Source organism: Bacillus cereus group sp. MYBK79-1, assembly GCF_051915365.1.
Lineage (GTDB): Bacteria > Bacillota > Bacilli > Bacillales > Bacillaceae_G > Bacillus_A.
Window position 1 is genome coordinate 350,881 of record NZ_JBQAEO010000003.1, and the last position, 9,745, is coordinate 360,625.

A 9,745-nucleotide genomic window follows, 5' to 3' on the forward strand; every position below is an offset into this window, starting at 1 on the left:
AAAAGGCGAGTAATATAATTTCATTTACCACCAAACTTCCCCATAAGAAAAGACGCCACATAGCGCCTTTTCTACGAATGAAATGGGAACACAAATATAATCGTCGTTCCTTTTCCGAGTTCGCTATCAATAGAAATTGTTCCATTATGAGCATGAACGAGCTGTTTCGTAATGGCGAGGCCAAGTCCAGTTCCGATGTTGCTTTCTTCTGTATTGGTTCCTCTGTAATATCGCTCAAATAGAAGTTCTTTCGTTTTATCATCCATTCCTTTTCCGTTATCTGAAATAGAGAGTGTAAATGAATTTTCATTTTGTGAAAGTTTTACGATGACGTTTGTCGTTTCATTATTATGTTTTACAGCGTTTACGAGTAAGTTTTCGATAATACGTTGGAACCATTTTTCTTCAATGAAATATTGAATTTTGTTTGAGCTTGGTACGAATTCAATATTTTGATTTTGAAGTGTCGGATTATTAATGAATTGTAATAATACTTTTTGGACGAATTGATTCATTTCAATATTTACATGTTGCGCAGGAAGACTGTTGTTTTTTAATTGATACGTTAAGCTTAAGTCATCAATTAATGTCGTCATATATTGAGATTTCTCTTTCATAACGCTGCCGAATTGTTGAATGTCACGATCGGTCCAGTTGTACTGCTGTGATTCTAGTAATAATGCGTAGCCATATATAGAGCTAAGTGGTGTTTTTAAATCATGTGTGAGTCCAGTAATCCATTCCTCACGTGTTTGTTGCAGTACTTGCCTCATTGCATCATTTTTTTTGAGTGTAATAGAAAGATGCTCTAGTGAATTTGTAACATCACTAAATAAGCGGAATGACCATTTTTCTTTACCAGATCGCCGGAACCTGACAGGCTTTCCTTTTTTACTAACAGGCTCTTCGTACTTTCCACCAGCTATATTTTTAAGCCAGCGCATCGCATGTAATAACGGTTTTCCGAATTTATTACCGTACCAAATAGAAAGAATAACTAAATAAACAAATACGATAAGAAGGATTAGTACGCATCCAATTAGAAACTTTTTAGTAAATACATCGTCTATTTCATCATCTGGGTAGTAGTACTCATTTTTGGCAGTTACGACAAGAAGATGATTGCTATTTGTCTCGTAAAAGCTAGACGTGTTTTCTTTATGATTCCACGGTTCCTTTTCGCTAAGAGCAGCTTGTATGACAGAAAACGGTTTTTTCTTTCCATCTGGATAGGAGAATACTTCTTTGCCGCCACTATTAAAGATTTGAAGAGTAGCCTTTTCTTTAGAAAGTAACTGTTTTTCTTCTTCTGTTAGTGTGAACGTATCTGTAGATACAGAAGGGTGCTCTTTCTGTATCGTTTTCAGTAATACATTGCTTTTTAACGTACCGCCGTAAATAACAAGTACATTTTTTTCTTCTAATTCAATTTCCCAATATGTAAATGTATAAGGACTTTCTATGTGATTCTGTATATATGAGAATAAAGATACTTTCGTATAAGATGTCGGTACGTCACTAGGCGTATTAAAGTGATAGAGAACTTTTCCATTTTCCTCTACAACTTGAATCCAATCATTTTTCTCTTTAATTAAGTCTTTTACTTCAGCTTTTAACGAAATATCGCCATCTTCTGAAGAGAGATATGTTGAAATCATAAAATTATCAGCATCTGGAATGTTCGGTTCGTATGAAGTACTCGTAACAAGAAAAATTAAATAAGTGAAAGCAGCTACTACAGCAATCAAGAGTGTAACCAAAACAAATACGTGTTGCATGATAAACTGGATAATGAGTCGTTTATTAAAGTTCATATCGTCACCCTACTTTGTAATGAACTTATAGCCAAGCCCGCGAACGGTTTTTATATATTCTGGTTTACTTGGGTCTTGTTCAATTTTTTCACGTAGTTTTCGAATGTGGACCATAACGGTATTATCATCGCCATTATAGGCAGGTGCTCCCCAAACTTTTTCGTATATTTCTTCTTTCGAAAATACGTAGTTCGGATTCTCGCAAAAGAAGAGTAGTAGCTGAAATAGCTGGGCGGAACATTCGACAACATGTCCATTTACTGTAAGCTCTGCGGAATATCGATCAATTTCAAATCTGCCAAACGAACTGGAGTGTGCTTTTTGTTCATTTGGTACTGCTTGTTTCATATGTCTACGGAGTTGTGCTTTCATACGAGCTACTACTTCAAGTGGATTAAATGGCTTCGTAATATAATCATCTGCACCTTGTGAAAATCCAGATATTTTATCTAAATCAGATGTTTTAGCTGTAAGGAAGAAAATAGGGCAATCTGTTTTTTTGCGAATGATGGGACAAATATCAAAACCAGACTGACCAGGAAGCATGACATCTAAAATAATTAAATCGTAATCGTTTTGCTCAGTGAGAGATAAAGCTATTTCAGCGGATGTTGCAGTTGTAATATGAGAAAAACCTTCTTTTTCAAGAATGGTAGTTAGTAATTGTAAAATTGCTGTTTCATCATCAACGAGCAAAATATTTGCTTCATACATAAAAATCCCTCCTAATTTCCTCGAATATCATATCATCTTTCTGTAACTTATGGAATTTTTAAGGAAATTTTAAGGTTTTCTTTCTCAAAAAATTAAGAATCAAATGATATGATAAAAGTAACATAGGGGAGGAGATGAGTGTGAATCCGTTTCAAACGATGCGAGCTAGATATTTTTTAATTATATTTGCACTATTAACTTTAGTTGCAAGAGCCAGTAATAAATTGATAGAAAATATATTTCATATGCAAAATTCTACTTTTATAAATATTCTTATATTCTATATCCTTCCGATTACGTGGATTTTTTTTGAATATAGAAAACACCGTGTTTCCTTTTCGTTATTTATTAATAAAAATGAAACATTTAACCTGGTGCAAGTTTTATGCATTGCGATTATGTTATGCGTGTTTAGTTATGGGTATCTTATTTTGTACATGTATAGCTTTGCGTGGATTACACCGGAATTTATTATGAATGCGTTACGTGAACCGATTATAGATAGCACAGGGGGATATGTATATCAATTTATTATGGTCGTATTCATCGCACCAATTATTGGTGAATTTGTTTTTCGGGGATTTTTACTGCAGCGTTTTGCAGCAAAATGGGGAACGAGTATAGCGATCATTGTAGTAGCGATGTTGTTTGCGTTGTTACACGTTGATTTCCTAGGTGCAGTTGTATTTAGCATTGTACTATCAATCGTGTATATTCGTACGAATAGTTTACTCATGCCAATTGCTATTCACATGTTAAACAATGCATTTGTAATCGGTGCTTCTTTTCTAATAAATAAAGAAGAGATAATGAGTTTGGCAGATTTCTCAAATTATACGACGTTCTTTCCAGGACTTATTATTTTTATGACGGGATTAAACTTAGTACTCATCTTTTTATTTGTTAACCGCAAATATTGGAATAAAGAAATGCCAGCTATATATGTAGAGCAGGAAAAGAGTTTTTCAGACGTAGTAGGGGATAAGTAAGATGAAGAAAACGTTTGAAAAAATATTGAAAGACATTATAGAATCTACGTCTCTTACAGATATGTGTGATAAAAGCGTTTGTCATTGGTTGCAACCTGTAGTAGATACGATTGTATTTCCAGAGTATTACTTATTTTCTAGTACTCATTTAAAAGAAAATATTATTTCTCTTCTTATTGTGTTAGGGGTTTTACTACTATTTGGTTTAATTGTAGAAGAAATGATGAAGCGCATCTTCAAAAAAAATGAAGAGAAGTATATGTGGGTTCATAAAGTATTTGAGAAAGTAATAGTGGCTTTTCTTTTGTTTTATAGTATGAAAACTATCATTTACTTTATAGCTTTGAAACATCATTAATTCGAAATTTGAAAGGGATGTATAAAATTATATGAATGAAACAATATCATCAAATAAGTTTTTTTATTTGATTTTGCTTAGTATAGTGCTGATCACGACAGTCAATGTTATTCTTCGCTGGGAGGAAGCTTATTTCTTTATGTATTTAGCACTTCATTTGTTAGGAATATTATGTATAAGCGGCGGAATAGTTGCTGAAAAAAAGAGTGAAGAAAGCATTAATTATATGTGTGTGACTGGTCTTATTTTACTATTAGCTGTACAGGGTATTATGAAATATAGTTCTTTTTCTTTACAAGATTTTAGTTTATTAATGGATGTACTTCCTTAAGGGCGCGCGTAATAGGATACGTACTAGTTTTAATTGGATTTTTTACGATTATTGTAACGACGTTATTTTTTCAGGACTATGAATATGTAAGCTATATAAAATACGCTAGTTTGTAAGCGTTTTTCTTATTCCGAATTATGAACCGAAGAAAGTGTCTAAAGGTAGGTAAAACTCTTCTTTTTGTAGAAGAGTTTTTTTTGTAAACAGAAGGATCGCGAGCAATTCGCAGAATAAGCTTGTTCTAATTTAGCATGTACGAACTTACAATAATAATAGACAGGCAGCATAGAGGAGGGAATAGCGTGAGGAAGGTTATTGGGTGGTCGCTTTTTTTGTACGTTGGGTTTGCGTTGCTTATATATTGGTATTTATTTGGATGGAATCATGAACTAATTCCGGACATGTATAAAGGAACGAGTGCAGATCCAGAAACGTTTATGAATGCAAGGGAGCTTACGCTAAGCCAAGATTATTCGCGCGTGAAAAATTTACTGTACTTTTTAGCGACGCCTCTTGAATGGATTATTTTATTATTTGTACTTGTGCTCGGTGTTTCAAGAAAGTTTGAGAAATGGTCGAAGGAAACGACGAAAATAAGTGTCCTGCAAGTTGCGATTTATTTCTTTTATTTATCGTTACTCACAACAGTTCTTGCCCTGCCGATGCAATGGATTAGCCGAAAAGTGTCCGTTGATTACGGCATTTCAACGCAAAGTACACAAAGCTGGATAAAAGATCACGTTATCGGTTTTTGGGAAAGTTATGCGACGATGTTAATTGTAGTTGCCGTTCTTCTATGGCTTATCCGTAAATTTCCGAAGAGATGGTGGCTAGCAGGGTGGGCGCTCTCTGTACCATTTACAATTTTTTTAACATTCATACAGCCTGTCGTTATTGATCCACTTTATAACGACTTTTCGACGCTGAAAAATAAAGAATTAGAAACGAAAATCTTAGCGATAGCAGACAAAGCTGACATTCCTGCTAAACACGTGTATGAAGTAAACATGTCAGAGAAAACGAATGCGTTAAATGCATATGTAACAGGAATTGGCCCTAACGCCCGTATTGTAATGTGGGATACAACACTTAAGCAATTAAAAGATAAAGAGATTTTATTTATAATGGCCCATGAGATGGGGCATTATGTTATGAAACATATATATTGGGGCGTAGCGAGTTATATGTTGCTATCGTTTATAGGGATGTATCTCATTAGCCGTATTATAAATATGTGTATTCGAAAATGGGGAGATACGCTGCAAATTTCAAAAGCAGCATGTTTTTCGATTTTACCTTTATTTTTCTTAATTTCTTCTGTACTCTCTTTTGCATCACAGCCAGCAACAAACTATGTTTCTCGTATAGAAGAACGAGCGGCAGATCAATATGCTTTAGACATGACGAAGGACGGGAAATCTGGTGTAAAAACGTTTCAATATTTATCAAAAACGAGTTTAAGTCAAGTAAATCCACCTGCGTTAGTGAAGTTTTTCTTATACACACATCCACCAATTTTCGAAAGAATTCATACGTTTGAACAATATGAAAAAGAAAAGAAGCAGTAGTGTACTGCTTCTTTTTTATGCTGCATTCGAGTTTTGGAAAATTATAGTGTATAATATATGGAATATTCAGTTAAAAGTTTAGGAGGTTAATATTTTGTTTCATTCAAAATCAATGCCGGCTATAAAAATGATCCTTTCGATGTCTATTTTCGGATCAATTGGATTTTTTTCTGTTCAAACAGGTTTACCGTCTTTTGAATTAGTATTCGTTCGTTGCATTTGTGCGACTATATTTTTAGCATTATGTTGGCTCGTAACAGGACAGTATAAAAATGAGAAATGGAATAAAAAAGAAGTTATGCAAATATTAGCATGCGGTGTATTTCTCGTTTTTAACTGGGTATTTCTATTTAAAGCGTTTGAAGTGATGTCGATTACAATTGCGATTTCAGTTTACCATCTTGCACCCATTATCGTATTAATGATTGGTAGTATTGTATTTAAAGAGAGACTTACAGTGTTTGCAGTTATGTCCATTGTCATTTGTTTTATCGGAACCGTTTTAGTAGCTGGAGTAGATGGAAGTCTATCGCTTGGAAAAATGATGTCGTCTGGAATGGTATGGGCACTTCTTGCAGCATTATTTTATGCTTTTACTACTTTATTAGGAAAAGGAATTCAGCATACGAGTGCGTATGCGATGACATTTTTACAAACTTTTTTAGGTATATTTTTATTGTTACCATTCGTAGATTTTGGCAAGTTTCAAGGGTTAACAGAGATGAACTGGATGATGATTACAGCGACAGGTCTTATACATACGGGATTTGTATATTACTTATTTTTTGACAGTTTAAGAGATTTATCGACGAGATTAATTTCTGTATTAGTGTTCTTAGATCCAGCGGTTGCAATACTGTTAGATACAGTCTTTACCGGGTTTAGACCGACTAGTATGCAAATAGTAGGCATTGTTCTTATATTTGTAGGGATGGCACTTACTTTTCGAAAAACGAAGGAAGAAAAAATAGCGATAAAAGAAAATTTGCATTCTGAATTTTAAATAATTTAATCTGCATTCTATTGAAAATCCCCTTATTTTTTGTACAATATAAATGGTAGGAAAATAAAGGAAAAGGAAGATGAGAGAGATGAAAAAGCTAGTAAAGATAGCGACATCGTTAACTTTAATGGGGGGAATATTTGTAAGTGCAAATGATGTGTCTGCAAATACAGATGTTATCCAAAAATCTAGTCCTGATATTATGATAAAGTTTGATGATGTAACAACAGATCATTGGGCATATGATGAAATTACAAATTTAGTATATCACCGCATTATGTATGGCTATGGAAATGGTAAGTTTGGGACAGAAGATAATATAACACGTGAACAAGCGGCGGCAGTATTATACCGCGCACTTCATGTAAAAGGAAGTGCGATTAATGGGAATCCATATGGAGATATTAGTACGAAATCAACCATGTTCCCTTACGAAATTTTACGCTTAACAAAGCTTGGTATTTTTAAAGGAGACGAAAATGGGAATTTCCGTCCGAAAGCAACACTGACTCGTGCAGAGTTATCACAAATCTTAACGAAAGCATATGAGTTGAAAACAAAGAGCCCACATACATTTACAGATATACCAGAAAACCATTGGGCAAGAGATGCAATTAGCGCATTACAGTCTAATAAAGTTGTCGTTGGAACCGGAGATGGCAAGTTCGAGCCTGAAATGCTCGTTACACGCGGACAATTTGCGAAGTTTTTACAACGAGCAATTGATAATTCTCCAGGGAAAATGGAATAGATAAAGAGAAAGCTCATAATTTGTGGAAGCGGTATCTTCCGCTCATTATGAGCTTTTATTAATAGATAGGTTAATATTGTCGTATGTTGTAGTAATTGCATTTTTTGTCTAGAAAATGAACTCTTAAAATGTGAAGGATTTCTTTTAAAAAAAGTAGAATATTTATATTATAGAAACACCTTTACATGAATACAGGAAAGAAAATTGACTTGCGTACAATTCGGTATAAAAGTTGAAATCGAGAGCGAATTGGCTCTCCTTTAGTAGTGATTTTCACAATAATAGATTTTTTAAATGTAATATATTGCATAATGGGTGCGAAGGAAACATATGTAATATTGGAAAGGATTTCAGTCTATTATTTTCCGTTTTTCCAAATGGAGATAAAGGGGAGAGGGCAATGAAGAAGAACATGTTACGTATAATGGCAACGATAACTATTATGGGCGGCTTGTTTGTGAGTACGAATGTCCCCAATGTAAAGGCAGAAGAATATCCAGAAATGATTGTTTTTGATGATGTTCCAGTAAACTACTGGGCATATGACGATATAATGGACGTAGTATACAATAAAGTAATGTTAGGCTATGGAAATGGTAAGTTTGGTGTAGGAGATAATGTAACACGAGAACAAGTAGCAGCAGTACTCTATCGTACATTGAATTTGAAAAAAGAAGGACCTTTAAAAAATCCATACAAAGATATTTCTGAGAGGGCCACATTCTTTTTAGATGAAATTTTAGTATTAACAGAGCATGGTATTTTTCAAGGTGATGAAAAAGGAAACTTTAGACCAGCCGCACCTGTAACACGTGCAGAAATGGCACAAATTCTTACGAAAGCATTTACATTTGAGGTGAAGAAGAACCATACATTTAAAGATGTACCAAATAATCATTGGGCAAAAAATGCAATTAGTGCACTGCAGTCTAATCATGTCATAGTAGGAACTGGGAATGGAAAATTTGAACCGAATAAGGTTGTAACACGTGAGCAATATGCAAGGTTTTTAAATAAAGCGGTTTTTTATTTTCCAGTAAAAGATGAGGATTATGAATAAAAGTTAAAATATAAGGACGTTTAAATTATATTAATATAATATGTATTAAGAAAAAAGCGTGGGAATTCCACGCTTTTTTCTTATATTAAATTATTTATAATTATATCGATTTTCTATTCGTAATTTATTTTTTGGAATTTAGTGGATAAGGAGAAGTTGAATAAAGTAACTTTTTGCTGTTTGAATATACGGTTTAGTAACTTTATTGTTAATAGAGTGTAAATAAAAGTATATGAAATATAGTTCATAAATTAGACAAAAATCACATGGGAATTGTATTGTTACGCTTCCATTAATTCTTTATATTAGAAAAAAATATGTTTTTAGGGAGAGAATACTTTGAAGAAAAAAATTCTAAAAGTAGCAACAGCTTTAACAATTATGGGTGGAGTAGCATTTAGTGCTGAGGGGACAACAGCAAATGCTGAAATAGCTGCAAAGCCTAAGCTACAACAAGCAGGTCCAGCAATCTTTAAAGATGTACCAGCAGGACATTGGTCTTATGAAGCAATTCAAACTTTAGCAGAATATGAAATTATGCGTGGTTACGGAAATGGTATGTTCGGTTTTGGACATAATGTAAATCGTGAACAAGTAGCAGCTTTAATTTACCGTGCACTTGATCTTGATGAAGAATTTGGTGAAGATGAGGAACTAGAAAGCCCGTATAATGATATTGTTGATGATAAATCAACGATGTTTCCTTTTGAAGTGTTAGCAGTAACGGAATTAGGTATCTTTACAGGTGATGAGAAAGGAAACTTCAGACCAAAAGATACGTTAACACGTGCAGAAATGGCGCAAGTTCTTACGAGAGCATTTGGATTAGAAGTAAAAGGACCAGCAAAATTTAAAGATGTACCAAAGGGACATTGGGCAGAAAATGCGATTAATGCAGTAGGTTCAAATGGTATTTCAGTAGGAGATGGGAAGGGTAACTTCGCTCCGAACATGAAAGTAACACGTGAACAATATGCACAGTTCTTATTTAACGCAATGTTTGAATAAATAATAAAGAGGAGTTAGTGTTGTATAACACTAACTTCTCAGGCTGTGGAGAAAGTCTTCTCCACAGCCTGTTTTTGTGTCTGAACCTCTTTTTATGTGTCAACACTGATAAAAAAGAGGAAAAGGAGAGATTTCTTATGATGGGTGCT

General features: G+C 33.9%; 10 protein-coding genes and 1 pseudogene. 9 read left to right on the forward strand and 2 right to left on the reverse strand.

All coding sequences use genetic code 11. From position 1 onward, the window contains the following. Positions 1-71: 71 nt before the first annotated feature. Together ACTFOB_RS08680 and ACTFOB_RS08685 are read right to left on the reverse strand one after the other, a co-directional pair. Positions 72-1,814 carry a sensor histidine kinase gene (locus ACTFOB_RS08680; RefSeq protein WP_440026728.1) on the reverse strand — a complete coding sequence of 581 codons (1,743 nt, stop codon included), beginning with the start codon at positions 1,812-1,814 and terminating at the stop codon, positions 72-74. 9 nt (positions 1,815-1,823) lie between these two features. Next, positions 1,824-2,528 carry a response regulator transcription factor gene (locus tag ACTFOB_RS08685; RefSeq protein WP_440026730.1) on the reverse strand — a complete coding sequence of 235 codons (705 nt, stop codon included), beginning with the start codon at positions 2,526-2,528 and terminating at the stop codon, positions 1,824-1,826. 134 nt (positions 2,529-2,662) lie between these two features. Here ACTFOB_RS08685 and ACTFOB_RS08690 point away from each other — a divergent pair, with 134 nt between their 5' ends. The 9 genes and pseudogenes from ACTFOB_RS08690 (at position 2,663) to ACTFOB_RS08730 (ending at position 9,596) form a co-directional block, all read left to right on the forward strand. Continuing rightward, positions 2,663-3,517, forward strand: coding sequence for a lysostaphin resistance A-like protein (locus tag ACTFOB_RS08690; RefSeq protein ID WP_440026732.1), 855 nt, complete (start codon positions 2,663-2,665; stop codon positions 3,515-3,517). Between the two features lies 1 nt (position 3,518). Next, positions 3,519-3,875: a hypothetical protein gene (locus tag ACTFOB_RS08695; protein ID WP_440026734.1), complete on the forward strand. Its 357-nt coding sequence runs from the start codon at positions 3,519-3,521 to the stop codon at positions 3,873-3,875. 31 nt (positions 3,876-3,906) lie between these two features. Beyond that, a complete protein-coding gene (locus ACTFOB_RS08700) occupies positions 3,907-4,206 on the forward strand; it encodes a hypothetical protein (protein WP_064476854.1) in 300 nt (99 codons plus the stop codon). Then, positions 4,185-4,375 (forward strand): annotated as a pseudogene (locus ACTFOB_RS08705) (hypothetical protein). Before ACTFOB_RS08700 ends, ACTFOB_RS08705 begins: the two are co-directional and overlap by 22 nt. Positions 4,376-4,508: 133 nt before the next feature. Next, complete coding sequence (locus ACTFOB_RS08710) at positions 4,509-5,774, forward strand: M48 family metallopeptidase (protein ID WP_440026736.1); 1,266 nt, start codon at positions 4,509-4,511, stop codon at positions 5,772-5,774. Between the two features lie 94 nt (positions 5,775-5,868). Continuing rightward, positions 5,869-6,777: a DMT family transporter gene (locus tag ACTFOB_RS08715; protein WP_440026738.1), complete on the forward strand. Its 909-nt coding sequence runs from the start codon at positions 5,869-5,871 to the stop codon at positions 6,775-6,777. Between the two features lie 79 nt (positions 6,778-6,856). Beyond that, positions 6,857-7,528, forward strand: coding sequence for an S-layer homology domain-containing protein (locus ACTFOB_RS08720; RefSeq protein WP_440026740.1), 672 nt, complete (start codon positions 6,857-6,859; stop codon positions 7,526-7,528). Positions 7,529-7,928: 400 nt separating this feature from the next. Next, on the forward strand, positions 7,929-8,588 hold the full coding sequence (locus ACTFOB_RS08725) for an S-layer homology domain-containing protein (RefSeq protein WP_440026742.1): 660 nt from the start codon (positions 7,929-7,931) through the stop codon (positions 8,586-8,588). Positions 8,589-8,927: 339 nt separating this feature from the next. Then, positions 8,928-9,596: an S-layer homology domain-containing protein gene (locus ACTFOB_RS08730; RefSeq protein ID WP_440026743.1), complete on the forward strand. Its 669-nt coding sequence runs from the start codon at positions 8,928-8,930 to the stop codon at positions 9,594-9,596. Positions 9,597-9,745: the final 149 nt, after the last annotated feature.

Coding starts and splice junctions, on each gene's coding strand:
- ACTFOB_RS08680 (WP_440026728.1), bottom strand. CDS start 1,814: ATGAACTTTAATAAACGACTCATTATCCAGTTTATCATGCAACACGTA.
- ACTFOB_RS08685 (WP_440026730.1), bottom strand. CDS start 2,528: ATGTATGAAGCAAATATTTTGCTCGTTGATGATGAAACAGCAATTTTA.
- ACTFOB_RS08690 (WP_440026732.1), top strand. CDS start 2,663: ATGAGTGTGAATCCGTTTCAAACGATGCGAGCTAGATATTTTTTAATT.
- ACTFOB_RS08695 (WP_440026734.1), top strand. CDS start 3,519: ATGAAGAAAACGTTTGAAAAAATATTGAAAGACATTATAGAATCTACG.
- ACTFOB_RS08700 (WP_064476854.1), top strand. CDS start 3,907: ATGAATGAAACAATATCATCAAATAAGTTTTTTTATTTGATTTTGCTT.
- ACTFOB_RS08720 (WP_440026740.1), top strand. CDS start 6,857: ATGAGAGAGATGAAAAAGCTAGTAAAGATAGCGACATCGTTAACTTTA.
- ACTFOB_RS08725 (WP_440026742.1), top strand. CDS start 7,929: ATGAAGAAGAACATGTTACGTATAATGGCAACGATAACTATTATGGGC.